This is a genomic window from Streptomyces sp. NPDC031418, from assembly GCF_055581605.1.
Window position 1 is genome coordinate 332,765 of sequence record NZ_JBVIJC010000007.1, and the last position, 25,698, is coordinate 358,462.

Sequence of the window (25,698 nt, forward strand, 5' to 3'; positions counted from 1 at the left end):
GTATGACTAGTCGGACCACCATCGACGCGACCGGGCCGGGGGGCGCACCGGCAGCCCCGGCGGAGCCGGCGCCGCCCGCGGGCCTGCGCGGCCATCCCTGGTTCACCCTGATGACCGTCGCCGTGGGGGTCATGATGGTGGCCCTCGACGGCACCATCGTGGCCATCGCCAACCCCGCGATCGGCAAGCATCTGGACGCGAGCTGGGCCCAGCTGCAATGGGTCACCAACGCCTACTTCCTGGCGCTCGCGGTCTCGCTGATCACCGCCGGAAAGCTGGGCGACCGCTTCGGCCACCGGCTCACCTTCCTGATCGGCGTGGCCGGTTTCGCCGCCGCCTCGGCCGCCATCGGCCTGTCGGACAGCATCGGCGCCGTGGTGACCTTCCGGGTCTTCCAGGGGCTGTTCGGCGCGCTGCTGATGCCGGCCGCGTTCGGCCTGCTGCGGGCCGTCTTCCCGGCCGAGAAGCTCAACATGGCCATCGGCATCTGGGGGTCGGTGGTCGGCGCGTCCACCGCGGGCGCCCCGATCCTCGGCGGTGTCCTCGTCGAGCACGTCAGCTGGCAGTCGGTGTTCTTCATCAACCTGCCGATCGGCGCGCTCGCCCTCCTCCTCGGCCTGCTGATCCTGCGGGACCACCGCGCCGAGAACGCACCCCGCTCCTTCGACCTGCTCGGCATCGCGCTGCTCTCCGGCGCCATGTTCTGCCTGGTCTGGGCGCTCATCAAGGCGCCGGCCTGGGGCTGGGGCGCCGGCCGGACCTGGCTGTTCATCGTCGTCGCGGTCGTCGGGTTCGCGCTGTTCGCCGTCTGGGAGAGGCGGGTGTCCGAGCCGCTGATCCCGTTGGCGCTGTTCCGCTCGGTGCCGCTGTCCGCCGGTGTCGTGCTGATGATGCTGATGGCCATCGCGTTCATGGGCGGCCTGTTCTTCGTCACCTTCTATCTCCAGAACGTGCACGGCATGAGCCCGATCGACGCGGGTCTCCACCTGCTGCCGCTGACCGGCATGATGATCGTCGGCTCGCCGCTCGCCGGAGCCATGATCAGCAGGTTCGGGCCGCGGATCCCGCTGGCCGGCGGCATGGCGATCACCGCGTTCGCCATGTACGGCGTCTCCACGCTGAAGGAGAACACCGGCAACGGACCGCTGGCCCTGTGGTTCGTGCTGCTCGGCCTCGGCCTGGCACCGGTCATGGTCGGCGCCACCGAGGTCATCGTCGGCAACGCGCCCCTGGAGCTGGCCGGTGTCGCCGGTGGCCTCCAGCAGGCGGCGATGCAGGTCGGCGGCAGCCTCGGTACGGCCGTGCTGGGCGCCGTGATGGCCTCCAAGGTCGACAGCACCCTCGCCGGGAACTGGGCGGACGCGGGCCTGCCGAAGCTGCCGCAGCGGCAGCTGGACCAGGTGGCCGAGGCCGTCCAGCAGGGCGTCGCCCCGGTGCCCAAGGGCACCCCGGCGCCGGTCGCCGCGAAGATCGCCGAGGTCGCCCATCACACCTTCATCTCCGGTATGAGCCTGGCCGCGCTGGTCGCGGCCGGGGTGGCGGCGTTCGCCGTGCTGGTCGCGCTGCTCACCAAGCGGGGCGCGAACGCGGAGGCCGGCGGGGGCGTGGGGCACATCTGACGTGCTTCCGGCGGGGGGAGTGAGCGGCGGAGTTCCCCTATCAGGGTGACTCCGCTAAAGATCGCTCGCCCTGGGTGCGCGCCCCAGGTCACAGTGGGTCACGTCCTCCGCAGGGCATGGGAGGACGGCGGGCCGTGGCGCGCGCTGCGGAGGGGGCTGCGCGCGCTGGGCTGCCGCCGGCTTGGCGGGGGGTGCGTGTCCCGTCGCCGGGTGCGGGGCGTTTCGGTCCGTCGCCGTGGGGGTGCTTCGCCGTCGCCGGGGGCGGGGCGTTTCGGTCCGTCGCCGTGGGGCTGCTTCACCGTCGCCGGGGGCGCGTCCGCTTCGGCCTCCCGCCGTGGGGGTGCTTCACCGTCGCCGGGTGCGGGTCCGTGTCTGGCCGGTCGCGCAGTTCCCCGCGCCCCTTACGGGGCCCGCGCCCCTTACCGCGCCTCAGCGCCGCTGTTCTTCTCTCCGCTCCGCGCTCAGCCGCGCCACCTCCAGCCGTAGCAGCCGCACCTCCTCGGTCAGCGCGGCCAGCGCCTCCCGTTGGCGCCGCTCCTCCACGTCGTCCTTCTCGAAGCGCGAGATGAACCACGCCGCGATGTTCGCCGTGACCACACCCAGCAACGCGATCCCGGACAGCATCAGCCCCACCGCGATCATCCGCCCGAGCCCCGTCGTCGGCGCGTGGTCCCCGTACCCCACGGTCGTCATCGTCGTGAACGACCACCACACCGCGTCACCCAGCGTCTTGATGTTCCCGTGCGGCGAGTCCCGCTCCACCGACAGCACCGCCAGCGACCCGAACATCAGCAGCCCGATCACCGAGCCCACGACATACGTCGTCAGCCGGATCTGCGGAGCCATCCGCGCCCGCCGCCCCACCAGCAGCAGCGTCGCCACCAGCCGCAGCAACCGCAGCGGTTGCAGCATCGGGAGTATCACCGCGCCCAGGTCGGGCCAGTGCCGCCGGACGAACTCCCGCCGCCGCGGGGCCAGGGCCAGCCGCACCAGGTAGTCGGTGGCGAACGCCGCCCACACCACCCACTCCACGGCCGTGCACACAGACGTCAGCGAGTAGCCCGCCGAGCCGTCCACGATCGGCACCGCGTACGCGACGGCGAAGGCCACCGCGAGCGCCAGCAAGGGCCGTTCGGTGCGCCTCTCCCACCGCGCCTGCGCCGAAAGCCGTGCCGCTGCCGCCCGTTGCTCCATGAACGCATCGTAAAGAAAAGGTAAGGGCGGTGGAGAATCGAACTCCACCGCCCTTGGCCGAATCGCCGCCGCTCAGCGCCGCGTCACGCGTCGCCGCCCGCCGCTCCCGGGTCCGCCGCCGAGACGTCCAGCAGCTGGTACCGGTCGATGGCCTGCTTCAGCACGGACCGGTCCACCTTGCCCTCGCGGGCCAGCTCGGTCAGCACCGCGACCACGATCGACTGGGCGTCGATGTGGAAGAAGCGGCGCGCCGCGCCCCGGGTGTCCGCGAAGCCGAAGCCGTCCGCGCCGAGCGACTGGTACGTGCCCGGCACCCACCGCGCGATCTGGTCCGGAACCGACCGCATCCAGTCGGACACGGCCACGAACGGACCCTCGGCGCCGCTGAGCTTCCGGGTCACATACGGCACCCGCTGCTCCTCCTCCGGATGCAGCAGATTGTGCTCCTCGCACTCCACGGCCTCGCGCCGCAGCTCGTTCCAGGAGGTAGCCGACCAGACGTCCGCCCTGACGTTCCACTCCTCGGCGAGGAGCCGCTGGGCCTCGAGCGCCCACGGCACCGCCACACCGGACGCCATGATCTGCGCCGGGATCGAGCCTTCCGTGCCCGCGCTGATCCGGTGGACGCCCCTGATGATGCCCTCGACGTCCACGTCGGCCGGCTCGGCGGGGTGCTGGATGGGCTCGTTGTAGACGGTCAGGTAGTAGAAGACGTCCTCGCCGTGCGGATGCTCCTCGTCGCCGCCGTACATCCGGCGCAGGCCGTCCTTGACGATGTGCGCGATCTCGTAGGCGTACGCCGGGTCGTACGCCACGCACGCCGGGTTGGTCGAGGCGAGCAGCTGGGAGTGCCCGTCCGCGTGCTGGAGGCCCTCACCGGTCAGTGTCGTACGGCCGGCGGTCGCGCCCAGGACGAAGCCGCGCGCCAGCTGGTCGGCCATCTGCCAGAACTGGTCGCCGGTGCGCTGGAAGCCGAACATCGAGTAGAAGACGTAGACCGGGATGAGCGGCTCGCCGTGCGTGGCGTAGGCCGAGCCCGCCGCGATCAGGGAGGCCGTGCAGCCAGCCTCGGAGATGCCGTCGTGCAGCATCTGGCCGGTCGGGGACTCCTTGTAGGCGAGCAGCAGCTCGCGGTCCACCGACTCGTACTGCTGGCCCAGCGGGTTGTAGATCTTCGCGCTCGGGAAGAAGGAGTCCATGCCGAACGTGCGGTACTCGTCCGGCGCGATCAGCACGAACCGCTTGCCGATCTCCTTGTCCCGCATGAGGTCCTTGAGCAGGCGCACAAAGGCCATGGTCGTCGCGATGGACTGCTGGCCCGTGCCCTTCTTCACGGTCGCGTACGCCTTGTCGTCCGGCAGCGGGAGCGGCTTGGAGCGGACGACCCGGGTCGGCACATAGCCGCCGCACTCCCGGCGGCGGTCGTGCATGTACTGGATCTCCTCCGAGTCCCGGCCCGGGTGGTAGTACGGCGGCGGGCCGGACTCCAGCTCCTTGTCGGAGATCGGCAGGTGCAGCCGGTCACGGAAGCGCTTGAGGTCGTCGACCGTCAGCTTCTTCATCTGGTGGGTCGCGTTGCGGCCCTCGAAGTTCGGACCCAGCGTCCAGCCCTTGACCGTCTTGGCGAGGATGACCGTCGGCTGGCCCTGGTGCTCCAGGGCCGCCTTGTACGCCGCGTAGATCTTGCGGTGGTCGTGACCGCCGCGGCCCAGCATCAGGATCTGGTGGTCGGTCATGTTCTCGACCATGGCGCGCAGCCGCAGGTCGTCACCGAAGAAGTGGTCGCGGATGTACGCGCCGGACTCGGTGGCGTACGTCTGGAACTGGCCGTCCGGGGTCGTGTTCATCCGGTTGACCAGCACCCCGTCGCGGTCCTGCGCGAGCAGCGGGTCCCAGGTGCGGTCCCAGATCAGCTTGATCACGTTCCAGCCGGCGCCGCGGAAGACCGACTCCAGCTCCTGGATGATCTTGCCGTTGCCGCGCACCGGGCCGTCCAGCCGCTGGAGGTTGCAGTTGACCACGAAGGTCAGGTTGTCCAGCCCCTCCCGGGCGGCGATGGACAGCTGGCCGAGCGACTCCGGCTCGTCCATCTCGCCGTCGCCGAGGAACGCCCACACGTGCGACGCGGAGGTGTCCGCGATCCCGCGCGCGTGCATATAGCGGTTCATCCGCGCCTGGTAGATCGCGCCGAGCGGGCCGAGGCCCATGGAGACCGTCGGGAACTCCCAGAAGTCCGGCATCGAGCGCGGGTGCGGGTAGCTGGACAGGCCGTCCGGGTACTTCGACTTCTCCTGCCGGAAGCCGTCGAGCTGCCGCTCGCTGAGCCGGTCGAGCAGGTACGCGCGCGCGTAGATGCCCGGGGAGGCGTGGCCCTGGAAGAAGATCTGGTCGCCGCCGCGGCCGTCGTCCTTGCCGCGGAAGAAGTGGTTGAAGCCGACGTCGTAGAGCGAGGCGGAGGAGGCGAAGGTGGCGATGTGGCCGCCGACGCCGATGCCGGGGCGCTGGGCGCGGGAGACCATCACGGCCGCGTTCCAGCGGGTCGCGTTGAGGATCTTGCGCTCGATCTCCTCGTTGCCCGGGAAGAACGGCTCGTCCTTGGTGGCGATCGTGTTGACGTAGTCCGTGCTGCGCATCTCCGGCACGGCCACGCGCTTCTCGCGGGCCCGCTCGATCAGCCGGAGCATGAGGTAACGGGCCCGCGCCCGGCCGCGCTCGTCCACCGCGGCGTCGAGGGAGTCGAGCCACTCCTGGGTTTCCTCGGGATCGAAGTCAGGAACCTGACTCGGAAGGCCGCCAATGATGATCGGGTTGCGATCGGATCCGGAAGCCACGCTGTTCCTTACCTGTCAGAGGGCCGATATGTCACTCGTGCCTGCACCGTCCCCATCGTGTACCTCGGGGAGGCGTACGTCATCTCCACCGGTCAAAACGCAACGATACGCCCGGGGTGTGATGTGATCGGCAAAGTTGTTCGAGGGGGGCGCTGATGGATGGTTCCGAACCTCGCAAACCGGGCACATCGGTGTGGTGTGGCTCACGTGGAGGCGGGATACGCTGCCAGAGGTTGCGTCGACACGGCCCGGATCGTCACCGTTTCGGCGGTCCCGTCGGCCGGGTACTTGCGCGATCCGTCCCGCCCGTGTGGACTACGGCCAATGCTTCGCGCACGCGCGTGGCTGAGTTATTCCCAAGACATGATCAGGAGGCAACCCGTGAGCGCGACCGCGGACCACGCGGAGGAGCGGACGAACCCTGCCGCCAGGCTGGGGTTCCAGCCCGAGCAGGTGGTCCAGGAGCTCGGCTACGACGACGACGTCGATCAGGAGTTCCGCAAGGCCATTGAGGAAGCCATTCAGGGCGACCTGATGGACGAGGACTACGACGACGTGGCCGACGCCGTTGTGCTGTGGTTCCGTGACGACGACGGCGACCTGACGGATGCGCTGGTGGATGCCACCACGTACATCGAAGAAGGCGGCGCCATCCTGCTCCTGACGCCGAAGACCGGCCGATCGGGGTATGTGGAGCCGAGCGACATCCAGGACGCCGCCTCGACGGCCGGCCTGACGGCGGCCAAGAGCGTCAGTGTGGGCAAGGACTGGAGCGGCTCGCGACTCGCGACGCCGAAGGCGACCAAGTCCAAGAAGTGACCTGAGGTCACCCCGGACGGGCCGGATCTCGCCCCGGCCCGTCCGGAGCCCCCGGTGATCGCTGCGTAGGGTGGACCCGAGCGTCCGCTGTGCTCACCCGAACAGCTCACCGAAGGGATGTACGACGATGGCGATCCAGGTCGGCGACAAGGCGCCCGATTTCGAGCTCAAGGACAACCACGGCCGCACCGTGAAGCTCTCGGAGCTGCGGGGCGAGAAGAACGTCGTCCTGCTCTTCTACCCGTTCGCCTTCACCGGTGTGTGCACCGGTGAGCTGTGCGAGCTGCGTGACAACCTCCCGAAGTTCTCCGACCGCGACACCCAGGTGCTCGCCGTCTCCAACGACTCCATCCACACCCTGCGCGTCTTCGCCGAGCAGGAGGGCCTGGAGTACCCGCTGCTGAGCGACTTCTGGCCGCACGGCAACGTCTCGCGCGCCTACGGCGTCTTCGACGAGGACAAGGGCTGTGCCGTCCGGGGCACCTTCATCATCGACAAGGAGGGCGTCGTGCGGTGGACCGTGGTCAACGGCCTGCCGGACGCCCGTGACCTGAACGACTACGTGAAGGCGCTCGACACCCTCTGATCCGGCGGACCCCCGGTCCGACACCTTCGAAAGTCGGGGTCCAGGGTCTGCGGGGGGCGGGAACCCGTCACTAGGATCGGCACGTTGATCCCATATCCGAAGCACGACGGGGCTCCCCGCCCCTGGACACCACATGGAGGACTCGTGGGAGTCAGCCTCAGCAAGGGCGGCAACGTATCGCTGACGAAGGAGGCCCCGGGCCTGACCGCGGTCAACGTCGGTCTGGGCTGGGACGTGCGCACCACGACCGGCGCCGACTTCGACCTCGACGCGAGCGCGCTGCTGCTGAACACCTCCGGCAAGGTCATCAGCGACCAGCACTTCGTCTTCTTCAACAACCTCAAGAGCCCCGACGGCTCGGTGGAGCACACCGGTGACAACCTCACCGGTGAGGGCGAGGGCGACGACGAGATGATCAAGGTCAACCTGGCCGGTGTCCCGGCCGACGTCGACAAGATCGTCTTCCCGGTGTCGATCTATGACGCCGAGAACCGCCAGCAGTCTTTCGGCCAGGTCCGCAACGCCTTCATCCGCGTCGTGAACCAGGCCAACCAGCAGGAGATCGCCCGGTACGACCTCAGCGAGGACGCCTCCACCGAGACCGCCATGGTCTTCGGCGAGCTGTACCGGCACGGCTCGGAGTGGAAGTTCCGCGCCATCGGCCAGGGCTACGCCTCCGGGCTGCGCGGCATCGCCCAGGACTTCGGCGTCAACGTCTGACGCAGAGCCGCTCCCGATCCGGCGCCGCACCGTTTACGGTCGGCGCCGGACGTGCAGGACAACCAGACAAGCAGCAGCAGGGGAGGACCAACAGCATGGGCGTCACGCTCGCCAAGGGGGGCAATGTCTCCCTCTCCAAGGCCGCACCGAACCTCACCAACGTCATGATCGGACTCGGCTGGGACGCGCGCTCCACCACCGGCGCACCCTTCGACCTGGACGCCAGCGCGCTGCTGTGCGGCGCGGACAACCGGGTGCTCGGCGACGAGTGGTTCGTGTTCTACAACCAGCTGAAGAGCCCCGAGGGCTCGGTGGAGCACACCGGTGACAACCTCACCGGTGAGGGCGAGGGCGACGACGAGTCCATCCTGGTCGACCTGGCCAAGGTGCCCCCGCACTGCGAGAAGATCGTCTTCCCGGTCTCCATCCACATGGCGGAGGAGCGGGGCCAGACGTTCGGCCAGGTTTCCAACGCCTTCATCCGCGTGGTGAACCAGGCGGACGGGCAGGAGCTGGCGCGGTACGACCTCAGTGAGGACGCCTCCACCGAGACCGCCATGATCTTCGGCGAGCTCTACCGCTACCAGGGCGAATGGAAGTTCCGCGCGGTCGGTCAGGGGTACGCGTCGGGCCTGCGGGGCATCGCTCTCGACTTCGGTGTGAACGTCTCGTAGCCGGCCGGTCCCGTTCCGGTCGCGTGCTGTGGCTTTTCCGTGAGGGTTGCCCTGGTCACTGTCACGGGTAGGGTGCCCCTCTAGACTCAGGTCAACGTTTAGCAAAGCCGAGTACGGCGCGGGGGAGCCCCGTACGCACACGATTGGGTAGCCAGTGCTTCTGAAAACCTTCGGCTGGTCGTTCGCGGTCACCGCGCTCGGCCTGGTCGCCGCGGTCTTCTACGGGGGGTGGGAGGCCTTCGGGGTCGTCGCGATCCTGGCCGTCCTGGAGATCTCGCTGTCCTTCGACAACGCGGTGGTCAACGCCGGCATCCTGAAGAAGATGAACGCCTTCTGGCAGAAGATCTTCCTCACGGTCGGCGTTCTCATCGCGGTCTTCGGCATGCGGCTGGTCTTCCCGGTCGTCATCGTCGCGATCACCGCCAAGCTCAACCCGTACGACGCGGTCCACCTCGCCCTGACCGACAAGGACCGCTACCAGCAGCTGGTCACCGACGCCCACCCGGCGATCGCCGCGTTCGGCGGAATGTTCCTGCTGATGATCTTCCTCGACTTCATCTTCGAGGACCGGGACATCCAGTGGCTGCGCTGGATCGAGCGGCCCCTGGCCAAGCTCGGCAAGGTCGACATGCTGTCGGTCTGCATCGCCCTGATCGTCCTGCTGATCACCTCCTTCACCTTCGCCACCCACGCCCACCAGCACGGCGGCGTGCACGTCGACAAGGCGCAGACGGTCCTGATCTCCGGCATCGCCGGCCTGATCACGTACATGATCGTCGGCGGTCTCTCCGGCTACTTCGAGGACAAGCTGGAGGAAGAGGAGGAGCGCGAGCACGAGGAGGAGGAAGAGGCCGCCCGCACCGGCAAGCAGAAGTCGGCGGTGCTGCTGGCCGGCCAGGCCGCGTTCTTCATGTTCCTCTACCTGGAGGTCCTGGACGCGTCCTTCTCCTTCGACGGTGTGATCGGCGCCTTCGCCATCACCAACGACATCGTGATGATGGCCCTGGGCCTCGGTATCGGCGCGATGTACGTGCGGTCGCTGACGGTCTACCTGGTCCGCCAGGGCACCCTCGACGACTACGTCTACCTGGAGCACGGCGCCCACTACGCGATCGGCGCGCTGGCCGTGATCCTCATGGTCACCATCCAGTACGAGATCAACGAGGTCATCACCGGCCTGATCGGTGTGGTCCTGATCGCCTGGTCGTTCTGGTCGTCCGTCCGCCGCAACCGCGCCCTCGCGGCCGCGGAAGAGGGCTCCGGCGACTCCGACGACAAGGCGGCCCTCTCCTCCGGGGTGTGACACCCCGGCCGGTGAGGAACGCTCTGAGCGGGGCGGCCGACGTGGTCGGCCGCCCCGACGGCGTCTGTGCACAGCTGCATACCTGGGGGCGGGAATGGGTTTCTTCGACGGACTGCTGGGCGGGCGCGCCGCCGACTTCGACTCCGGCAGCGCGGCGACCAACGCGATCGAGCTGAGCAAACGGCACCCGGCGGTGTCCCTGAACAAGCAGGGCGCGGCCACCGGCAACCTGCGCGTCAACCTCACCTGGCGGATGCGCACCTCCGACTTCGACACCCAGGGCGGCACCAGCCTGCTGCGGCACCCCTTCCGGGCCCTGCGGCCGCCGGAGGTGCAGGGTCACGGCCAGAGCATGGTCGACGTCGACCTCGACCTGGGCTGTCTGTACGAGCTGACGGACGGCACCAAGGGGGTCGTCCAGCCGCTGGGCAACTACCTCGGCGACGTCAACGCACCGCCGTACATCAAGCTCAGCGGCGACGACCGGTTCGGCTCGGCGTCCGGTGAGACGATGTACGTCAATCTCGACCACCGGGACGCCATCAAGCGGCTGCTGGTCTTCGTCTACATCTACGACCAGACGCCGGCGTTCGACCGTACCCACGCCATCGTCACCCTGTACCCCAGCAACGGCCCCCGCATCGAGATAAGCCTCGACGAACGCCACCCCCAGGCCCGTTCCTGCGCGGTGGTGATGATCGAGAACGTGAAGGACGAGCTGATCGTCCGGCGCGAGGTGAAGTTCGTGTACGGCTTCCAGGGCGAGCTGGACCGGCTGTACGGCTGGGGACTCCAGTGGGGGCGGGGCTACAAGAGCAAGGTGTAGGTCACCGTCCGATGAATTGCGGCCCCTGCGGCGGCAGCCGGAAGGCTCCGGCGTACGCCGGGGGGCCGGGCGGCGGGCTCATCGGCTGCGGGTAGCCGTACGCGGGCGGCTGCTGCGGCACCGCCGAGGTCGGCTGCTCCGGAGGCAGCGGCTGGGAGGCGGCCGGCTCCGGCTCCGCCTCCGACTCGTCCACCGAGATGCCGAAGTCCGTGGCGAGCCCCTTCAGCCCGTTGGAGTAGCCCTCGCCCAGCGCGCGGAACTTCCAGCCCTCCCCGCGCCGGTACAGCTCGCCGCAGATCAGCGCCGTCTCCGCGCCGGTCTCCGGCTTGATCTCGAACACGGCCAGCGGCTCGGCGTCGGCCACCGAGGCGTCGTACAGCCGGATGCTCAGGCCGGGCACCCGGTCGAACCGGTCGCCGTCCGCGGAGGCGACCAGCACGATCCGGCCAACGCTCGGCTCGACCCCGGAGAGATCCGCCTGGATCGTGTCGGTCAGCCCGTCGGTGACCCGTTTCTTGCCCAGCCGCCACACCTTCCCGGAGGGGTGCCGGGGCTGGTTGTAGAAGACGAAGTCCTCGTCGGAGCGCACACGGCCGTCGGGGCCCAGCAGCAGCGCGGAGGCGTCCACGTCCGGGACCCCCGTTCCGGGGGTCCAGCGCAGCACCGCGCGCACCGTGGTGGCCTCGAGCGGGACGTTCGACCCCTTCAGCATCGCGTGCGTCATGCGGTCATCCTGCCCTCTCGGTCCTGGTCACGACAATGCGGGGGTGTTGCGGCGGACATGGGGGAGTTACCGGAAGTTCATGCCCGGCGGGAACCCCCGACACGACCCCGTACGTACTATTACCGGCCACCCTTTACCGAACTCAGAGACTCGGCTCGCAGCCCTGGGGAGTCCAATGCGTCATTTCGGGCACATCGCCCCACAGGTGCGGGAGCGCCTCTTCCACCAGGAGCCGTGCGCGTTCACCGCCGACTCCCCGGCCCGGCTGCTCGCCGTCGCCCTGGGCGCCACGCTGTACAGCCCGGCCACCCGGCCCCGGCTCGCCGACGACATCCTCAAGCAGGCCGGGAACGGCGTGGTGTCGATGGTGCTCTGCCTGGAGGACTCGATCGACGACGCGGACGTGCCGGCGGGCGAGGACAACCTGGTCCGCCAGTTCGCCGAGCTGGACGCCCGGGCGGGCGTGGAGCCGCCGCTGCTGTTCATCCGGGTCCGCACCCCCGAGCAGATACCCGCCCTGGTCCGCCGCCTCGGCGCGTCCGTGCGGCTGCTGTCCGGGTTCGTGCTGCCGAAATTCACCGAGGAGCGCGGGCTGCCCTTCCTGGAGGCCCTGGCCGCCGCCGAGGCCGAAAGCGGCCGCCGGCTGTTCGCCATGCCGGTGCTGGAATCCCCCGAGCTGCTCTACCGCGAGAGCCGGGTGGAGACCCTGGAGGGGATCTTCCGCGCCGTCGACAAGTTCCGCGACCGGGTCCTCGCCCTCCGCCTCGGCGTGACCGACTTCTGCTCCTCCTACGGCCTGCGCCGCGCCCCCGACATGACCGCCTACGACGTCCAGATCGTCGCCTCGGTGATCGCCGACGTGGTGAACATGCTGGGCCGGGCCGACGGCACCGGCTTCACCGTCACCGGACCGGTCTGGGAGTACTTCCGCGCCTCCGAGCGCATGTTCAAGCCGCAGCTGCGGCAGAGCCCCTTCCTGGAGGTGCAGGCCGTCGAGCTGCGCGAGAGGCTGATCGAGCACGCCATGGACGGACTGCTGCGCGAGATCTCCCTCGACCAGGCCAACGGCCTGCTCGGCAAGACCTGCATCCACCCCTCCCATGTGCTCCCCGTGCACGCGCTGTCCGTGGTCAGCCACGAGGAGTTCAGCGACGCCCAGGACATCCTGCGGCCGGAACGCGGCGGCGGGGGTGTACTTCGCTCGGCCTACACCAACAAGATGAACGAGGTGAAGCCGCACCGCGCCTGGGCCGAGCGGACCCTGCTGCGCGCCGAGGTGTTCGGCGTCGCCAACGAGGACGTCGGTTTCGTGGAGCTGCTCGCCGCGGGCATACCCGGCTGAGCCTTCGACATGTCCAAGGAATGCATGAATCAGGCAGTGAACGACGGCATCTGGTCCGGCAGCTGGGTCGCGGAGCGGCTCGGCGTCGAACTCGAGGGGGACGACGGGCTGCGCGCCCTGCTGGGCCTCGCCCTGCGCCGCAATCCCAAGCGGGCCCATCTGCTGGTGTCCCACGTCCTCGGCAAGCACGTCCCGCAGTCGCCGACGGTGGTGTACGGCCATGGCGTCCGGCTCGGCCGCAAGGTCGCCGAGCTGCTCTCCCCGGCCGAGGCGGCCGCGGCGGTCGTCCTGGGCTACGCGGAGACCGCGACCGGCCTGGGCCACGCGGTCGCCGACGGGCTCGGCACGGCGCCGTATCTGCACTCCACCCGGCGGCCGGTGGCCGGGGCCGCCCGCGCGGGCGGCTTCGAGGAGGCGCACTCGCACGCCACGTCCCACCTGCTGCTGCCGGAGGACCCCGGTCTGCTGGCGGGACAGGGCCCGCTGGTGCTGGTCGACGACGAGTTCTCCACCGGCAACACCGTGCTGAACACTATCCGTGACCTGCATGAGCGCTATCCGCGGCAGCGGTACGTGGTGGTCGCGCTCGTCGACATGCGGTCGGCCGAGGACGCCGGGCGGCTGGAGCGGTTCGCCGCGGAGATCGGGGCGCGGGTGGATCTGGTCGCCGCCGCGTCCGGGGTCGTACGGCTGCCGTCGGACGTGCTGGAGAAGGGGCGGCGGCTGGTGGCCGACCACGAGGCGGCGGAGCGCGCCCACCCGGCGGCAGCAGGGGCGCCCCAGGTCAGCCGGGTCGATCTGCACTGGCCGCAGGGTCTCCCCGACGGCGGGCGGCACGGCTTCACGCCCGCCCACCGGGCCCGTCTCGACGCCGCGCTGCCCGCGATGGCCGCGCGCGTCGCCGAGGCCCTGCCCGCCGGCGCCCGCCGGGTGCTCGTGCTCGGCTTCGAGGAGCTGATGTACGCCCCGCTGCGCCTCGCCCGGGAGCTGGAGCGGGGCACCGCTGCCGAGGTGCGGTTCTCCACCACCACCCGCTCGCCCGTCCTCGCGGTGGACGACCCCGGGTACGCGATCCGTACCCGGCTGGCCTTCCCCGCCCATGACGACCCGGCCGACGGGCCCGGCGAGCGCTACGCCTACAACGTCGCCGGGGCCGGCTTCGACGCCGTCGTGGCCGTGGTCGACTCCGTCGCCGACACCCCGGCCCTGCACGCGCCCGACGGCCTGCTGGCCCGCCTCGCCGCCCATGTTCCGCACGTCCTGCTCGCGGTCGTCCCGTCGTACGCACCGCACGCTCCCGAAAGGCCGGCCATGCTGCCCGAGCCCCTCCGCGGCCCCGCTTTCTCCTCGTACGCACCGGAGGAGGTCGGCTGGCTGCTCCAGGACCTCTCCGACGTCACCCTGGAGGCCCCGACCGAGGAGCGGGAGGAGGCCATCCAGAGCGGCGGCGCGCACTACGCCGAGTCGCTGCCGGTGGAGTACCAGCCCAGCGCGCAGTACCAGGAGCTGTTCCACACCGCCCTGGACGCCTCGGCGGCCCGGATCGCCCAGGCGGTCGGCGTGGTGACCGACACTGTCATCGCCGAACGCTCACCCCGCCCGGTCCTGGTCTCGCTGGCCCGCGCCGGGACCCCGGTCGGCGTGCTGATGCGGCGCTGGGCGCAGTTCCGGCACGGGCTCGAGCTGCCGCACTACGCGGTGTCGATCGTGCGCGGCCGCGGGATCGACGCCAACGCGCTGCGCTGGCTCGCCGACCGGCACGACCCCCGGGACGTCGTCTTCGTCGACGGCTGGACCGGCAAGGGCGCCATCACCCGGGAACTCGCCCAGGCCATAGCGGAGTTCGAGGCGGCCGAGGGCATCACCGGGTTCGACCCGGAGATCGCGGTGCTCGCCGACCCGGGCTCCTGCGTGCGCACCTACGGCACCCGCGAGGACTTCCTCATCCCGTCGGCCTGCCTCAACTCCACCGTCTCCGGCCTGATCTCGCGTACCGTCCTGCGGGCCGACCTGGTCGGCCCGGACGACTTCCACGGCGCGAAGTTCTACCGCGAGCTGGCCGCGGCCGATGTCTCCGGGGTCTTCCTCGACTCCGTCGCGGCCCGCTTCCCGGAGGTCGCCGATGGCGTGGACACGGCGGTGAAGGAACTGCTCGCCGAGGACCGCACCCCGACCTGGGAGGGCTGGCGGGCGGTGGAGCGGATCAGCGAGGAGTACGGCATCCACGACGTGAACCTGGTCAAGCCGGGCGTCGGCGAGACCACCCGGGTGCTGCTGCGCCGGGTGCCCTGGAAGATCCTGGCCCGCGAGGGCGCCGGCGCCGACCTGGACCATGTGCGCCTGCTCGCCGAGCAGCGGGGCGTCCCCGTCGAGGAGGTCGGCGGGCTGCCGTATACCTGTGTCGGGCTGATCCACCCGAAGTACACCCGGGGCGCCACGGGCGCCGACGGCAAGGCGGTGAACGTCTGATGCCGGTGCTGGTGGCGAGCGACCTCGACCGCACGCTGATCTACTCTTCGGCGGCCCTCGCGCTGACCATGCCGGACGCGCGGGCGCCCCGGCTGCTGTGCGTGGAGGTGCACGAGAGCAGGCCTCTGTCGTACATGACCGAGACGGCCGGGCAGCTGCTGACCGATCTCGGGGACGCGGCGGTCTTCGTGCCCACGACCACCCGGACCCGCAAGCAGTACCAGCGCATCAACCTGCCCGGCCCGCCGCCGAAGTACGCGATCTGCGCGAACGGCGGCCATCTGCTGGTCGACGGGGTCACCGACGCCGGCTGGCACACGGCCGTGCAGGCCCGGCTCGCCGAGCAGTGCGCGCCGCTGAGCGAGGTCCACGAGCATCTGGTGCGCTCCGCCGACCCGGTCTGGGTGCGCAAGCACCGCGTCGCCGAGGACCTGTTCACCTACCTCGTCGTCGAGCGCGAGCTGCTGCCCGAGGAGTGGGTGAAGGAGCTGGCGGTGTGGGCCGAGGACCGGGGCTGGACCGTCTCGCTCCAGGGCCGCAAGATCTACGCCGTACCGCGGCCGCTCACCAAGAGCGCGGCGGTCCGGGAGGTGGCCCGCAGGACCGGCGCGGAGCTGACGCTGGCGGCCGGGGACTCCCTGCTGGACGCCGATCTGCTGCTGGCCGCGGACCGGGGCTGGCGCCCCGGCCACGGCGAGCTGGCGGACACGATGTGGACGGCCCCCCGGATCGCCGCCCTGCCGGAGCGGGGCGTACTGGCGGGCGAGCGGATCCTGCGGGAGTTCCTGCGGGCCTCCAGACAGCCGGGCTGAGCCGGACCGCCGGGCCGAGCCGGACCGCCGGGCCGAGCCGGACCGCCGGGCCGAGCCGGACCGCCGGGCCGAGCCGGACCGCCGGGCGGAGGGGGCTGAGCCGGGCGGAGGAGGGCTGAGCGGGGCGGAGCCCCTAGCCGCAGCAGCCGCCGCCGCAGCAGCCGCCCCCGCCGCCGGTCCCCGGGGCGGGAGCGGGGGCGGCGGAGGCCTTTCCGCCCACGGCCACGGTGGACAGCAGCTTCACCGTGTCGTCGTGGCCCGCGGGGCAGCTCGCGGGGGCGGCCGACTCGGCCATGGGCCGGCTCAGTTCGAAGGTGTCGCCGCAGCTCCGGCAGCGGTACTCATAGCGAGGCATGGGGCCAGAGTAGCTGTACGGAGCCGCCGACAACGGTGTCTCAATCTTTGGTGAGTGTTCCTTGCCACCCGACAGTTGTGCGGGGGTTTCGAAAACATCGCTGATAACTTGTGAACGCCGTTGCGAGGACGCTCAGCCCCGCGCGAGCAACAGCGAGTGCGGAGGGAGACGCAGGCGTGACCGATGCGTCGCAGGGGGAGGGTCGCCCCCGGGGGGACGGCGGCCGTGCGGACAAGCCGGTCGCCGCCGACGAGACCCTGCATCTGAGAGTGGACGCTCTCAGAGCGGACGAGACCATGCAGCTGCGTGTGCCACCGCCTCCGGGCGGGCCCGCCCAGCCGCCCGCCGGCGGCCGGGCCGAGCGGCGGCGCAGTGCGCGCCCGGCCGCGCGGGAGCGCGTCACGGCCGCCGTCGGCCGCCTGCTCGGGCCGCTGGCACCCTACGCGCGCCGCCTCGCGCCGTACATACGCCGCCTCAGGCCCCGCTATCCGCGTCCCGGCCGGACCGGCTGGCGCCGCTGGATGCCGTCCTGGCGGCAGTGGGTGGGCGGCGTCCTGACCTCCTTCGGGCTGCTCAGCGCCTTCCTGGTGACCGCGTACGCCCTCACCGACATACCCAGCAACCTCAACTCGTACGCCACACAACAGGACAATGTGTACTTCTGGTCCGACGGGACCCCGATGGCCCGGACGGGCTGGGTGCAGCGGCAGGCGATGCCGCTGAAGGACATACCCGAGGACGTCCGCTGGGCGGTGCTGGCCGCGGAGAACGAGAGTTTCTACTCGGACCCGGGCATATCCGTCAAAGGTCTCACCCGGGCGCTGTACCGCACGGTGGGCCAGGGGGACACCGAGGGTGGTTCCACCATCACCCAGCAGTACGTCAAGAACGTCTATCTGACCCAGAACCAGACGGTCAGCCGCAAGTTCACCGAAGCGATGATCGCCCTCAAGCTCGACAACAAGATGAGCAAGGACCAGATCCTGGAGGGCTATCTCAACACCAGCTGGTTCGGCCGCGGCAGCTACGGCATCCAGCGCGCCGCCCAGGCCTACTACGGCAAGGACGTCAGCAAGCTCAACGCCTCCGAGGCGGCCATGCTGGCCGGCCTGCTCAAGGGCGCGGGCTTGTACGACCCGACGCTCGGCAAGGCCAACCACCACCGGGCCGAGGAGCGCTGGAAGTGGATCCTGGACCGGATGGTCAAGATCCACCGGCTGTCGCCGCAGGAGCGTGCCCGGTACACCACCTTCCCCGAGCCGCTGAAGAGCAACCCGCTCTACAACACCGGCGCGCAGAGCGACTATCTGGTGGAGCTGGCGGCGCAGTACGCCAAGAAGGCCGGGCACCTCACCGACAAGCAGTTCGACCTCGGCGGCTACCAGATCTACACGACCTTCGACCGTAAGCGGGAGCAGGCCCTCACCGACGCCGTCACCCAGGCCCGCAAGCAGGCCAGGAGGGATCATCCGGGCGCGGCGAAGGACGGGCACTACGGCGCCGCCTCGGTCGCCACCGACGGCCGGATCCTCGCGGTCTACGGCGGCCCGGACCACCGTACCCAGGGCTACAACGAGTCCAACGCGGCCACCGTCCCGGCCGGCACCGCGTTCCTGCCGTTCGTCTACGCGGCGGGACTCGAACACGGCGTGCACAAGACACGCGACGGAGCCGCCACCCCGGTCACCCCCGAGAGCGTCTACGACGGCGACGACGGCATCCCGGTCACCACGCCGGAGGGGCCCTACTGGGACCGCAGCGGCAAGAAGGTCGCGGCGCACAACGACGGCCGCAGGTCCTACGGCAAGATCGCTCTCGGCGAGGCCCTCGCCAAGTCCGTCAACACGCCCTTCATGCAGCTCGGCATGGACACCGGCCTGGACCAGGTGCGGCAGACCGCGGTGTCGTCCGGACTGCTGTCCTCCAGCATCGGCAGCCAGGTGCCCGCCCTGTCCCTGGGCACCTCCACGCCCAGCGCCATCCGGATGGCGAGCGGGTACGCCACCTTCGCCGCCGGCGGCAGCCACACCGAGCCCTACTCGGTGAGCCGCATCACCCGCAACGGCGCACCCGTCGCCCTCAACACCCCGCGCCCCCGCCCGGCGGTGAGCGCGCAGGTGGCCCACGACGTCACCGAGGCCCTCACCGAGTCCTTCCGCCTGACCCACCCGGCCACGGCGGCCGCCCAGGACGGGGTGGCCGGGAAGGCGGGCAGCGCCGACACCGGGATCGCCGTCGGGAAGACCGACGGCTCCGGCAAGCCCACCGCTTCCTGGTACGCCGGCACCGCCGGCTCGGTGTCGACGGCGGTCGTGGTCTACCGGATGGATCTGGCCAAGTCCCTGGAGCCCCTCCCGCTGGAGGGGCTGGCCGGAACATCCGACAGCGTTCCGTACAACCTCTGGTCGGCCGCGATGGGTCTTGGCTGACAGCAAGACCCGTACCCCACTCGCCCCTCTCGGAGAATGAGCCGCGCATGTCCCGCAAGAAGTCACCGACCGGCCGCCGCCGGGCCGCCGGCCGCCGGCGCCGTGTCCCCGCCGCCACCCGCCCGCAGGTGCTGACGCTGGCCGCCTTCCTCGTCGTGGCCTCGCTCGTCGCCGGCTATCTCGCCCTGTCCCGCCCGGACGACACCGCGCCGACCGCGGCCTCCGGCGGCGCCCATGGCGGCAAGGCCGCTCCGAAGGTCTCGCCGACCCCCTCCTGGGACGGCAGGACCAAGGTCCTCGGGGACGGCTCCACCTCCTACACCGGCCCGCAGAAGGGCGAGCTGAAGCCGGTGCCGCTCAAGCCCGGGGAGAAGCCGCCGCAGTTCGTGGTCTTCTCCTGGGACGGCGCGCTGGAGGGCAGCGACCACCTCTTCTCGCACTACCGGGAGATGGCCAGGCAGTACGACGCCCACATGACCTTCTTCCTCACCGGCATCTACCTGCTGCCCAAGAGCAAGAAGTCCCTGTACCAGGGCCCGATGCACGCGCCCGGCGACGCCGCGATCGACTACGCCACCGACGACCACATCCGCAGCACCCTGGAACAGCTGCGCCTCGCCTACGACCAGGGCAACGAGATCGGCACCCACTTCAACGGCCACTTCTGCGGCGCCAAGGGCGGCGGCGACTGGAGCGTGGACCAGTGGAAGAGCGAGATCGACCAGTTCTACTCGTTCGTGGAGAAATGGAAGACCAACACCGGCTTCACGGACGTTCCCGCCCTGCCTTTCGACTTCAAGCAGGAGGTCACCGGCGGCCGCGCGCCCTGTCTGGAGGGCCAGCCCAATCTGCTGAAAGCGATCAAGAGCTACGGCTGGCGCTATGACGCCAGCTCCCCGGGCGATTTCCAGATATGGCCGACCAAGAAGAACGGCGTCTGGGACTTCCCGCTCCAGATGCTGCCGTACGAGAACGGCAAGTTCCAGGGCCTGTCCATGGACTTCAACTTCCTCTACAACCAGTCCAACGGCGAGACCCACGGTGATCCGGCCAAGTACCCCGAGTGGGAACAGCAGACCGTCTCCTCCTACATGGACGGCTTCAACCGGGCCTACTACGGCAGCCGCGCGCCGCTGTTCATCGGCAACCACTTCGAGGACTGGAACGGCGGCATCTACATGAAGGCCATCGACCAGATCATTCCGAAGATCTGCACCAAAAAGGGCGTCAAGTGCGTGTCGTTCAAGGAACTCGCCGACTGGCTGGACGTGCAGAAGCCGGAAACGCTCACCGCTCTGCGCAGCCTTGATCCCGCACAGTCACCGGACTGGTCATCGGTCGTCAAATAGCCCTGGGGCACAGGAGATTCCACTTGTGCAACCCCCTTCACAACCGACGCTCGATGCATGCGAAGATGCCCCTCGCCCGGTAGGTGTACCGGCGTAGAGGGGAACATCATTGAGATCAAGAAAACTGAGCCGTAAGCGCAGCCGTACGGCCATAGTCACGGCCTCGGCCGCCGCCGTGGTCGCCGCGGTGGCCCTCGTCCCCAACTGGAGCGCGGGCGCCGCCGTCACCAATGACCCGACGGTGGACGCGGCCACGAAGGCGACCTTCCAGAAGCTGGCCGACGCGGTGTTCACCGACCGCACCCAGGCCCTGGTGGACGGCGCCGGCAACGCCGGGACCAAGCACACCGCCGGGTTCACCGGCTCGGTGCGGATGTCCGGCGGGCAGCAGGACCAGCAGACGGCCGCCGTGGGCCAGCTGCGCGCCCGCAAGTCCCGGCTCGCCAAGCTCGGCGAGAAGTACAGCGCGGGCAGCACCCGGGTCACCCTGGACGCGACCGAGGTCCACGGACGGCGCGCCAAGGTCGCCGTCACCGAGACCACCACGCTGACCTACGAGAAGCCGGCGGCCAAGGGCCCGAAGACCACGGGATTCCAGGCCCACCACGAGCTGAGCTTCAAGGCCGACGCGAGCGGCGACTGGCAGCTGACCGGGATCCGCGACACCGACGACGGCTACCTGGCCGTGAACCAGGTCGCCACGCCCTCCGTCGCCAAGTCGCGGACCACCCCCGCGGACGACGGCCCGCCGGACGCGCCCCGCGCGGCCACCAGCTGGCCCGCGCCCGCCAACCGCAAGACCCTCACCGGCGGCGCCTACGACTACCAGGCGATGGTGGCGTACGCGACCAAGTACTGGCGCAACTACAACCCGGACTACCCGGACTTCAACGGCGAGGCCGACGGCGGTGACTGCACCAACTTCGTCAGCCAGTCCCTGAAGGCGGGCGGCTGGAAGCACGTGCCCGGCTACACGAACGACTTCCACAAGTGGTTCGGCAACGCCGACATCCAGTCGGACTCCTTCGTCGGCGTCAACGAGTTCTCCTGGTTCGCCCTGTCCTCCAAGCGGGTCACGCCGCTCGCCAACGTCTACCAGGCGGACCTCGGCGACGTGATCCAAATGGACTTCAACCGGGACGGGTCCAAGGACCACTCGATGATCGTCACCTACCGCGACCGCTGGGGCGTGCCGTACGTGACGTACCACTCCACCAACACCTACAACCGGTCGGTGGCGAGCCTCGTCGCGTCGTACCCGAACGCGTACTTCTACGCCTACCGCACCTGACCCGGGCCCGGACCCCGGTCCGGTCCGTCCAGCTCGCCCTGCCGCGTCAGCCGGCGTGCCCGCTCCTCCGCATCGGGGTGGCGGGCCCGCCAGTACGGGTTGTCGTGCGGCAGGGCCGAGCCGACCCGGCCGTACATGCCGAAGGTCATCAGCAGCAGGCCCACGACGAAGCTGAAGAACACGTTCTGGATCTTGAACGCCAGGAAGTTGTGGGTCGTGTCCAGCAGGCCGAGATTGAGGAAGCCGTTCAGCAGGAACAGCACGCCGAACACCATGTTCAGCGTGGACGCCACGTTTCCGCCGACCACCATGCCGGCCAGCAGGATCGCCCCGACGACGATCGACAGCCAGCTCAGCGCGCCGTTGGTGTTCAGCCCGGCGACCGTGTCACCGCCGGTGTTGAAGAAGCCGATGTGGTCGAGCACCCCGAGGATGCCGAAGACCAGCAGAAACACGCCGATCAGGCCCGCACCGATCCGGTAGACGGTGTTCAGCCGGTGGTCGACGGGAAGGTGCTCGTCGAACCGGATCCGCTGCTGTCGCGGCTCCGGGTGAGCTGCATGTGTGGCCATGTCCGCCTCCCTCGGGCGCTAAGGCCTCTCTTTCGGATCTTGCCGACGCCGAACGGCACCGCCACCGCAGCCGACCTGATCCGAAAGAAAGCCCTAGCGGAGGCCATACGTCCGTTCCCCCCAATATCCGCCCGCCGCCCGGAGCCCTGCAACCGGCGGCACCCGGCCGCCGCCGACGGCCGCCGCGCTCAGTGGCCGCCGCGCTCCTCCCGGATCCGCGCCACCACCGCCGCCGCGACCCGCCGCACGGCCTCCGTCTCGCCCAGGAAGTGCCAGTAGTCCGGGTGCCGCCCCTCCTGCACGGCCGCGGCCGCCCGCTCCAGCCGGGCCACCGCCTCGTCCAGCGGACCGGCGTGCCGGGGATCCGGTGTCGTACGCCCCGCCATCGCCAGCCGCTGCGCGTCCCGGATCGCGAACCGGGTCCGCTCGACCTCCGCCCGCGGGTCCTTCTGTACGGCGTTCAGCCGGTTCAGCCGCTCCCCGGCGGCCGAGACGGCCTCGTCCGTGCTGTTCAGCAGTGCCCGCACGGTCGACAGCAGGGAGGCCGCGTCCGCCCAGCGCTGCGCGTCCCGCGCCGTCTGCGCCTCGCGCAGCTTCTCCTCGGCCTGCCGTACCGCCTCCGCGGCCCGCTCCGGCACCTGCTGGAGGTCCTGCCAGCAGGCGGCCGAGAACCGCCGGCGCAGCTCGCTGAGGACCGGGTCGACCTGACCGGCCCGGGTGGTCAGCGCCTGGGCCCGGGTGCGCAGCGAGACCAGCCGGTGGTCGATCTCGGCCGCCCGCTCCGGCAGCCGCTCGGCCTCCGCCCGGATCGCCCCGGCCTCCCGCTGCACCCGCTCGGCCCGCTCCAGCGTCTGCTGCACCCCGTGCTGCCCCGCCCCCTGGTTCAGCCGGGTCAGCTCGGGCGAGAGGGCGGCCAGCCGGGCGGCGAGGTCGTCGGCCCGCAGCCCCTGCTCCCGTACCGCGTCCAGGGCGTTGCTCGCGGCCAGCAGCGCCTGCCGGGCCCGCTCCACGGCGGGCGCGACCCGGGCCAGCTGGGTCTCGGCCTTGTCGAGCAGCGGCCCGAGCGAGCTGCCGAACCGGTCCAGCTCCTGTTTGACCCGCACCAGTTCGTCGCGGGCCGCGGTCAGCTCCGACCGCGCCCGGGTGGCGGCGGCGGCCTCCAGGTCGTCCCGGTCCAGGTCGTGCGCGTCGACGGCCTGGATGTAGCGCCGGCTGACCTCGTCGATGCGCTGTCCGAGCGCCTCGAAGTCGGTGACGGTACGGCGGGCGGCGGGGGAGTCGTCCACGGCCGTGATGGTCTCCACGGAGATCCGCAGATCCCGCTGGGCGGTGTCGAGTTCGTAGAACGCGGCCGCCGCCGCGTCCTTCGCGGCCTGCGCCTCGGCGCGCAGACTCTCCGCCCGCCCGCCGAACCAGCGCCGGGTACCGCCCCCGGCGAACGCGCCGGGCAGCGCCAGCGCGAGCAGCACCGGCAGCCCCAGCAGGGTGAGGGTGTCCCGCACGGCCGTGGCCGACCCCGGCCCGCGCCGGGCCGGTGCGGCGGACGGCGGCGGGTACGGCGGTGTCGATGGCGTGCCGGGTGTCGCCGTCACATCCCTCTCCCGTGCTGTGCTTCGCCCTGGGTGGCGGACGTGGAGTCATTCTCCCACCCGGTGCGGACGAAGACACGGGCCGGTCAGTTCGCGTTCCGTACCGTGACCGAGCCGTTGGAGGAGTTCGCGGTCACCCGGTGCGGGCTGCGGTCGCGCTGCTGCACCCCCACCGAGACCGCCCCGTTGTCCGAGTCGGCCCGCACGTGGTACTCGGCGCGGGGCAGGGTGACCGTCACCGCGCCGTTGTCGGTCGAGGCGTCCACGGAGTCGGGTACGGCCTTCAGCTCCAGGTCCACCGTGCCGTTGCTGGACTCGGCGTGCACCCGGCGCGAGGAGACAGTGGCCTGCACCGTGCCATTGTCCGAGCGCAGGTCCAGCGGGCCGGTGGAGTCGGTGACGTGGACCTCGCCGTTGCTGGTGTGGATCCCGAGCGCGGTCGTGAAGCCGTGCGCCCGCACGCTGCCGTTGCCGTCGACGACCTGGACGCCGACCCCGGCCGGCACCTCGACGCGGTAGCGGGTCGAGCAGTCGGCGATCAGCCCGGAGCAGTCCGTGCGCAGCACCAGCCGGTCGCCGTCCAGAGACCACTTCAGCGAGGGCCCGCTGCCGACGGTCACGGAGCCCTGGAACCAGCGGGTGACCGCGACCGTGCCCGCCTTGCCGCCGCCCCGGGCGGGGACGACTTCGAGGGCCGCGTCGTCGGAGTCGACGGTGAGGGTGCGGCCGTGCAGCGCGAAGGACCGGTGGTCCGGGTGCTTGTCGTCGTCGGCGGACGCGCCGCAGGCACTCAGCCCGGCGACGAGCGCACCGGCGAGTACGGCCGTGATGGCGGCGCGGACGGGAACGGAACGGGTCATGCGAGAACTCCCCCTGAGATGGTCTGCCACGACCGTAGACGATCAAGCCCGGGAAGGGATTCCGGCCTGCTCCCGGCCCAGGGTGGGGATAACCCCCCTATAGGCCTGTGGCCCGGCGGTACGGGTTTGCGGTGCACCCGTCCGGGCAAGGTAGGCTGTCGACTCGTCCTGGGCGTACGGCCCGGGGTGCGGGTGCGTAGCTCAGGGGTAGAGCGCCTGCCTTACAAGCAGGATGTCGGCGGTTCGAAACCGTCCGCGCCCACCGACGAGGAGCCCCCGGCCGACCACGGCCGGGGGCTTCGTCGTGTCCCGGGTCAGTCCCGCGGGCGGGCGGCCCCGGCCGCCGCCACCTCGGCGACCAGCCTGGCCGTCACCGGTACCGGTACGCCGTGCCGCTCGGCCGCCCGCAACAGGGCGCCGCCGATGGCGTCCAGCTCCAGCGGGCGGCCCGCCTCGGCGTCGCGCTGCATGGACGACCTGGTGGCGGCCGGGAAGGCGGCGTACCGGGCGAGGGCCTGGGCCGGGTCGGCGGGGGCGCCGCAGGCACGGCTGACCGCGGCGGTCTCCGCGACCAGCGCCTCCAGCTCCTCCCGGTGGCGGGTGCGGGCCTCGCCGAGGGGGAGGGCGTAGCGGGTGGTGAGGAGGGCGAACGGGGCGAGGAAGGCCATCTTGGCCCACAGCGCCGCCGTCTCGTCCTCGACCAGCCGGGCCGTCGTACCGGCGGCGGTGAGGGCGGCGGCGAGCGCGGCCGGCCGCGGCCCGGGTACCGCCTGCCCGGCGAGGTCGATCTCGGTGAACGGGCTGCCGTGTTCGATCACGCCCGGTGCCACCCGGGTGGACTCCACCCGGATCACGGCCGGCGCGACCCGGCCGGCGCCGTAGCGGGCGCGCAGCGTGTCCGGGTGCTCGACGCCGTTCAGCAGCGGTACGACGAGGGCGTCGCCGAGTGCGGCGGGCGGGACGCGGGTCAGGGCGGCGTCGAGCGCGGTGTGCTTGACGGTGATCAGGCAGGCGTCCACCGGGGTGCGCAGCTCGGTGTCCGCCTCGACGGGGGCGGTGAAGTTCCCGAACTGGGCGCTGCGGACGGTGATTCCGTCGCGCCGCAGGGTGTCCGCGGTGGCCTCCGGGGCCAGGCAGACGACACGGTGGCCGGCCCGGGACAGCAGGGCGGCGAGCAGACCGCCCGTGCCGCCGGGCCCGAGCACCGCCACGCTGTACGGCGTCCGGGCAGGCTGTGGAGAGTGCTGGTCGGTCATGGAGTTGTTCCCTTCGACGGTCGGCCCCGGGGATCGGTGGCCGCCTTCGCACGTGATCATCGCAGGAACGCGGGGCGC

General features: G+C 70.8%; 21 protein-coding genes and 1 tRNA gene. 14 read left to right on the plus strand and 8 right to left on the minus strand.

Annotated features, from left to right (window positions below; genetic code table 11):
* Positions 1 to 110 precede the first annotated feature (110 nt).
* Positions 111 to 1,619: an MFS transporter gene (locus ACZ5CZ_RS12455; protein WP_468942099.1), complete on the plus strand. Its 1,509-nt coding sequence runs from the start codon at positions 111 to 113 to the stop codon at positions 1,617 to 1,619.
* 429 nt (positions 1,620 to 2,048) lie between these two features.
* Here ACZ5CZ_RS12455 and ACZ5CZ_RS12460 read toward each other — a convergent pair whose 3' ends face one another.
* Together ACZ5CZ_RS12460 and aceE are read right to left on the minus strand one after the other, a co-directional pair.
* Positions 2,049 to 2,813, minus strand: coding sequence for a potassium channel family protein (locus ACZ5CZ_RS12460; protein WP_385845264.1), 765 nt, complete (start codon positions 2,811 to 2,813; stop codon positions 2,049 to 2,051).
* A gap of 83 nt (positions 2,814 to 2,896) precedes the next feature.
* Positions 2,897 to 5,644, minus strand: a complete 2,748-nt coding sequence (gene aceE, locus ACZ5CZ_RS12465; RefSeq protein WP_468941986.1) for a pyruvate dehydrogenase (acetyl-transferring), homodimeric type — start codon at positions 5,642 to 5,644, stop codon at positions 2,897 to 2,899.
* Between the two features lie 381 nt (positions 5,645 to 6,025).
* On the opposite strand from aceE, the gene ACZ5CZ_RS12470 reads away from it, so the two are divergent.
* The 6 genes from ACZ5CZ_RS12470 (at position 6,026) to ACZ5CZ_RS12495 (ending at position 10,572) form a co-directional block, all read left to right on the plus strand.
* Positions 6,026 to 6,463, plus strand: a complete 438-nt coding sequence (locus ACZ5CZ_RS12470) for a DUF3052 domain-containing protein (RefSeq protein ID WP_385845261.1) — start codon at positions 6,026 to 6,028, stop codon at positions 6,461 to 6,463.
* Between the two features lie 127 nt (positions 6,464 to 6,590).
* On the plus strand, positions 6,591 to 7,049 hold the full coding sequence (locus ACZ5CZ_RS12475) for a peroxiredoxin (protein WP_385845260.1): 459 nt from the start codon (positions 6,591 to 6,593) through the stop codon (positions 7,047 to 7,049).
* Between the two features lie 144 nt (positions 7,050 to 7,193).
* Entirely contained in the window at positions 7,194 to 7,769 is a 576-nt protein-coding gene (locus ACZ5CZ_RS12480; protein WP_385845259.1) for a TerD family protein, read from the plus strand.
* Between the two features lie 95 nt (positions 7,770 to 7,864).
* Positions 7,865 to 8,443 carry a TerD family protein gene (locus ACZ5CZ_RS12485; RefSeq protein WP_385845258.1) on the plus strand — a complete coding sequence of 193 codons (579 nt, stop codon included), beginning with the start codon at positions 7,865 to 7,867 and terminating at the stop codon, positions 8,441 to 8,443.
* Between the two features lie 154 nt (positions 8,444 to 8,597).
* Complete coding sequence (locus ACZ5CZ_RS12490) at positions 8,598 to 9,746, plus strand: DUF475 domain-containing protein (protein WP_468941991.1); 1,149 nt, start codon at positions 8,598 to 8,600, stop codon at positions 9,744 to 9,746.
* Positions 9,747 to 9,840: 94 nt separating this feature from the next.
* Positions 9,841 to 10,572: a TerD family protein gene (locus ACZ5CZ_RS12495; RefSeq protein WP_385845254.1), complete on the plus strand. Its 732-nt coding sequence runs from the start codon at positions 9,841 to 9,843 to the stop codon at positions 10,570 to 10,572.
* A 1-nt stretch (position 10,573) separates the two neighbouring features.
* On the opposite strand, the gene ACZ5CZ_RS12500 is transcribed toward ACZ5CZ_RS12495, so the two are convergent.
* On the minus strand, positions 10,574 to 11,296 hold the full coding sequence (locus ACZ5CZ_RS12500; protein ID WP_385845253.1) for a TerD family protein: 723 nt from the start codon (positions 11,294 to 11,296) through the stop codon (positions 10,574 to 10,576).
* 175 nt (positions 11,297 to 11,471) lie between these two features.
* On the opposite strand from ACZ5CZ_RS12500, the gene ACZ5CZ_RS12505 reads away from it, so the two are divergent.
* From ACZ5CZ_RS12505 to ACZ5CZ_RS12515, 3 genes are read left to right on the plus strand one after another with little or no spacing between them, the layout of a single operon-like run.
* Complete coding sequence (locus ACZ5CZ_RS12505; RefSeq protein WP_468941995.1) at positions 11,472 to 12,638, plus strand: HpcH/HpaI aldolase/citrate lyase family protein; 1,167 nt, start codon at positions 11,472 to 11,474, stop codon at positions 12,636 to 12,638.
* A gap of 24 nt (positions 12,639 to 12,662) precedes the next feature.
* Entirely contained in the window at positions 12,663 to 15,107 is a 2,445-nt protein-coding gene (locus ACZ5CZ_RS12510; protein WP_468941998.1) for a phosphoribosyltransferase, read from the plus strand.
* Positions 15,107 to 15,919, plus strand: coding sequence for an HAD family hydrolase (locus ACZ5CZ_RS12515; protein ID WP_468942001.1), 813 nt, complete (start codon positions 15,107 to 15,109; stop codon positions 15,917 to 15,919). The genes ACZ5CZ_RS12510 and ACZ5CZ_RS12515 overlap by 1 nt, the downstream gene beginning before the upstream one ends.
* Positions 15,920 to 16,052: 133 nt before the next feature.
* Here the strand turns inward: ACZ5CZ_RS12515 and ACZ5CZ_RS12520 are convergent, their stop codons facing one another.
* Complete coding sequence (locus tag ACZ5CZ_RS12520; protein WP_385845248.1) at positions 16,053 to 16,274, minus strand: FmdB family zinc ribbon protein; 222 nt, start codon at positions 16,272 to 16,274, stop codon at positions 16,053 to 16,055.
* A gap of 296 nt (positions 16,275 to 16,570) precedes the next feature.
* Here ACZ5CZ_RS12520 and ACZ5CZ_RS12525 point away from each other — a divergent pair, with 296 nt between their 5' ends.
* The 3 genes from ACZ5CZ_RS12525 to ACZ5CZ_RS12535 all read left to right on the plus strand — a co-directional run bounded on the left by ACZ5CZ_RS12525 (position 16,571) and on the right by ACZ5CZ_RS12535 (position 21,343).
* Positions 16,571 to 18,703, plus strand: a complete 2,133-nt coding sequence (locus ACZ5CZ_RS12525; RefSeq protein WP_468942102.1) for a transglycosylase domain-containing protein — start codon at positions 16,571 to 16,573, stop codon at positions 18,701 to 18,703.
* Between the two features lie 47 nt (positions 18,704 to 18,750).
* Positions 18,751 to 20,052: a polysaccharide deacetylase family protein gene (locus ACZ5CZ_RS12530; protein ID WP_385845246.1), complete on the plus strand. Its 1,302-nt coding sequence runs from the start codon at positions 18,751 to 18,753 to the stop codon at positions 20,050 to 20,052.
* A gap of 175 nt (positions 20,053 to 20,227) precedes the next feature.
* The gene (locus ACZ5CZ_RS12535; protein ID WP_385845292.1) at positions 20,228 to 21,343 is read left to right on the plus strand and encodes an amidase domain-containing protein; all 1,116 of its coding nucleotides are present in this window, start codon (positions 20,228 to 20,230) and stop codon (positions 21,341 to 21,343) included.
* On the opposite strand, the gene ACZ5CZ_RS12540 is transcribed toward ACZ5CZ_RS12535, so the two are convergent.
* The 3 genes from ACZ5CZ_RS12540 to ACZ5CZ_RS12550 all read right to left on the minus strand — a co-directional run bounded on the left by ACZ5CZ_RS12540 (position 21,331) and on the right by ACZ5CZ_RS12550 (position 24,364).
* On the minus strand, positions 21,331 to 21,915 hold the full coding sequence (locus ACZ5CZ_RS12540) for a DUF4383 domain-containing protein (protein WP_385845245.1): 585 nt from the start codon (positions 21,913 to 21,915) through the stop codon (positions 21,331 to 21,333). The genes ACZ5CZ_RS12535 and ACZ5CZ_RS12540 overlap by 13 nt on opposite strands.
* 188 nt (positions 21,916 to 22,103) lie before the next feature.
* Positions 22,104 to 23,507, minus strand: coding sequence for a hypothetical protein (locus tag ACZ5CZ_RS12545; protein WP_468942005.1), 1,404 nt, complete (start codon positions 23,505 to 23,507; stop codon positions 22,104 to 22,106).
* Positions 23,508 to 23,590: 83 nt separating this feature from the next.
* Positions 23,591 to 24,364 (minus strand): DUF4097 family beta strand repeat-containing protein, encoded by a 774-nt coding sequence (locus tag ACZ5CZ_RS12550; protein WP_468942007.1) that lies wholly within the window; start codon positions 24,362 to 24,364, stop codon positions 23,591 to 23,593.
* A 190-nt stretch (positions 24,365 to 24,554) separates the two neighbouring features.
* Between ACZ5CZ_RS12550 and ACZ5CZ_RS12555 the strand changes: the two genes are divergently transcribed.
* Positions 24,555 to 24,626: transfer RNA gene (locus tag ACZ5CZ_RS12555), tRNA-Val, on the plus strand.
* Positions 24,627 to 24,678: 52 nt separating this feature from the next.
* Here ACZ5CZ_RS12555 and ACZ5CZ_RS12560 read toward each other — a convergent pair.
* On the minus strand, positions 24,679 to 25,620 hold the full coding sequence (locus ACZ5CZ_RS12560; RefSeq protein WP_468942010.1) for a ketopantoate reductase family protein: 942 nt from the start codon (positions 25,618 to 25,620) through the stop codon (positions 24,679 to 24,681).
* Positions 25,621 to 25,698 lie beyond the last annotated feature (78 nt).

Excerpts from the sequence above, each read along its gene's own strand:
- ACZ5CZ_RS12455 (WP_468942099.1), top strand. The coding sequence starts at position 111 with ATGACCGTCGCCGTGGGGGTCATGATGGTGGCCCTCGACGGCACCATC.
- ACZ5CZ_RS12460 (WP_385845264.1), bottom strand. The coding sequence starts at position 2,813 with ATGGAGCAACGGGCGGCAGCGGCACGGCTTTCGGCGCAGGCGCGGTGG.
- ACZ5CZ_RS12475 (WP_385845260.1), top strand. The coding sequence starts at position 6,591 with ATGGCGATCCAGGTCGGCGACAAGGCGCCCGATTTCGAGCTCAAGGAC.
- ACZ5CZ_RS12485 (WP_385845258.1), top strand. The coding sequence starts at position 7,865 with ATGGGCGTCACGCTCGCCAAGGGGGGCAATGTCTCCCTCTCCAAGGCC.
- ACZ5CZ_RS12495 (WP_385845254.1), top strand. The coding sequence starts at position 9,841 with ATGGGTTTCTTCGACGGACTGCTGGGCGGGCGCGCCGCCGACTTCGAC.
- ACZ5CZ_RS12500 (WP_385845253.1), bottom strand. The coding sequence starts at position 11,296 with ATGACGCACGCGATGCTGAAGGGGTCGAACGTCCCGCTCGAGGCCACC.
- ACZ5CZ_RS12505 (WP_468941995.1), top strand. The coding sequence starts at position 11,472 with ATGCGTCATTTCGGGCACATCGCCCCACAGGTGCGGGAGCGCCTCTTC.
- ACZ5CZ_RS12510 (WP_468941998.1), top strand. The coding sequence starts at position 12,663 with ATGAATCAGGCAGTGAACGACGGCATCTGGTCCGGCAGCTGGGTCGCG.
- ACZ5CZ_RS12515 (WP_468942001.1), top strand. The coding sequence starts at position 15,107 with ATGCCGGTGCTGGTGGCGAGCGACCTCGACCGCACGCTGATCTACTCT.
- ACZ5CZ_RS12520 (WP_385845248.1), bottom strand. The coding sequence starts at position 16,274 with ATGCCTCGCTATGAGTACCGCTGCCGGAGCTGCGGCGACACCTTCGAA.
- ACZ5CZ_RS12525 (WP_468942102.1), top strand. The coding sequence starts at position 16,571 with ATGCAGCTGCGTGTGCCACCGCCTCCGGGCGGGCCCGCCCAGCCGCCC.
- ACZ5CZ_RS12530 (WP_385845246.1), top strand. The coding sequence starts at position 18,751 with ATGTCCCGCAAGAAGTCACCGACCGGCCGCCGCCGGGCCGCCGGCCGC.
- ACZ5CZ_RS12540 (WP_385845245.1), bottom strand. The coding sequence starts at position 21,915 with ATGGCCACACATGCAGCTCACCCGGAGCCGCGACAGCAGCGGATCCGG.
- ACZ5CZ_RS12550 (WP_468942007.1), bottom strand. The coding sequence starts at position 24,364 with ATGACCCGTTCCGTTCCCGTCCGCGCCGCCATCACGGCCGTACTCGCC.
- ACZ5CZ_RS12560 (WP_468942010.1), bottom strand. The coding sequence starts at position 25,620 with ATGACCGACCAGCACTCTCCACAGCCTGCCCGGACGCCGTACAGCGTG.